1 protein-coding gene is annotated in these 1273 nt (G+C 40.6%); it reads right to left on the bottom strand.

All coding sequences use genetic code 11. The features are described 5' to 3' along the window. Positions 1–65: 65 nt before the first annotated feature. Positions 66–1031: a ParB/RepB/Spo0J family partition protein gene (locus tag ACLTOQ_RS00435; RefSeq protein ID WP_412318386.1), complete on the bottom strand. Its 966-nt coding sequence runs from the start codon at positions 1029–1031 to the stop codon at positions 66–68. Positions 1032–1273 lie beyond the last annotated feature (242 nt).

Raw genomic sequence — 1273 nt, 5'->3', positions numbered from 1 at the left:
GGTCTTTCCGACGCCACCTTTCTGGTTTACTACGGATATAACTTTACACATGATTTCTTCCTCCTTTAACTTTCCCATGATTCTTTTTTCCATAATTTCAACAGTGCCAGTATTTCCCGTTTCATCATTGCCGGTGTATAAGAATTTGGAAAATACTTGTGTAACTGCTCATTGGTAAATGCTACTCTGGTGATCTCACCCTTTTTCACTTCACACATAATTTCTTCCATCTTTTCCAGCGATAACTGTTTTTCTTTACTCAGCTGCCGGATCCTCTGGGCCTGTGAGAGTGACGGGATCGCCTGTGCATAATCCATTGCTTTAAGCAGTTCTCTTTGTTCATTTTCTTTCAGTGCTGCTATCTCCACGGCCGGACAAAAAGAAATAATCTCATCATCCAGTTTCTGCAGCATTTCCGGTATAAGCTTTGTCAGTGAGATATAACGCTGCACTTGTTTTGGGCTATCTCCACAATCCTCACTGATGATTTCTATTGCCCGCTTTCTTGGTGTTTTGTGGTCAACTTGGCTCTTTTTTCGACCACTTTTTCTTTTTAATACGTCATTCTTCAGTTTGTAAGCAAATGCTTTTTCACTGTAGCTGATCCGTTCTCTGTGAAGATTGGAATCTACCATGCTCAAGATGGAATCATCTTCACTTAATACCCGGATGATTACCGGTACTTTACGGTATCCCAGTTTCTCTGCAGCATGTTTTCTTCTGTGACCGGATATGATCTCATAGTATCCATCCGGTACCGGTCTGACGATCAGCGGATTTAATATTCCATACTTCTCAATGCTTTCCTGCAGAAGAAACATTTCCTTATCATCTTTCACCTGAAACGGATGCTCTTTGAACGGTCGAAGACGCTCAATCTCAATTTCTATGATTCTTTCTTCGTTTTCTCCTGATTGTCTGTTTGGCTCAGTCATCTTGACTCCTTTCCTCCAGGATTCAGGAACTAAAAAATGCCTGCCTGGAACTTTTATAGATAGTAAAGTTCCAAACAGACATTGCTGTTTGACCATTAGCTGTAGCTAATAGAATTGAATACTGTTTCAGCTAATTTATGTTTGCAGGTTTGGGAGAGATTGTTTCTTTTCCCGCCTTTTCTCTGATTTACATCCCCGAATAAGGGGTGACAACGGAGCGGAACCCAAATGTTAGCTGGACTTCTTAAAACCCATGTTTGCAAACCGGTAATTTTGATTAGCTGTCAGCTAACAAAAATCGGATTGCGTTAGCTGGAAATTGATCATTTTGAATGGAA

The organism is Gallintestinimicrobium sp. (assembly GCF_046968865.1).
Taxonomy (GTDB): domain Bacteria; phylum Bacillota; class Clostridia; order Lachnospirales; family Lachnospiraceae; genus Gallintestinimicrobium; species Gallintestinimicrobium propionicum.
Note: the sequence above shows the minus strand (reverse complement) of the source record. Positions and strands in the feature narration are given on the sequence as shown.

Coding starts and splice junctions, on each gene's coding strand:
- ACLTOQ_RS00435 (WP_412318386.1), bottom strand. CDS start 1,031: ATGGTCAAACAGCAATGTCTGTTTGGAACTTTACTATCTATAAAAGTT.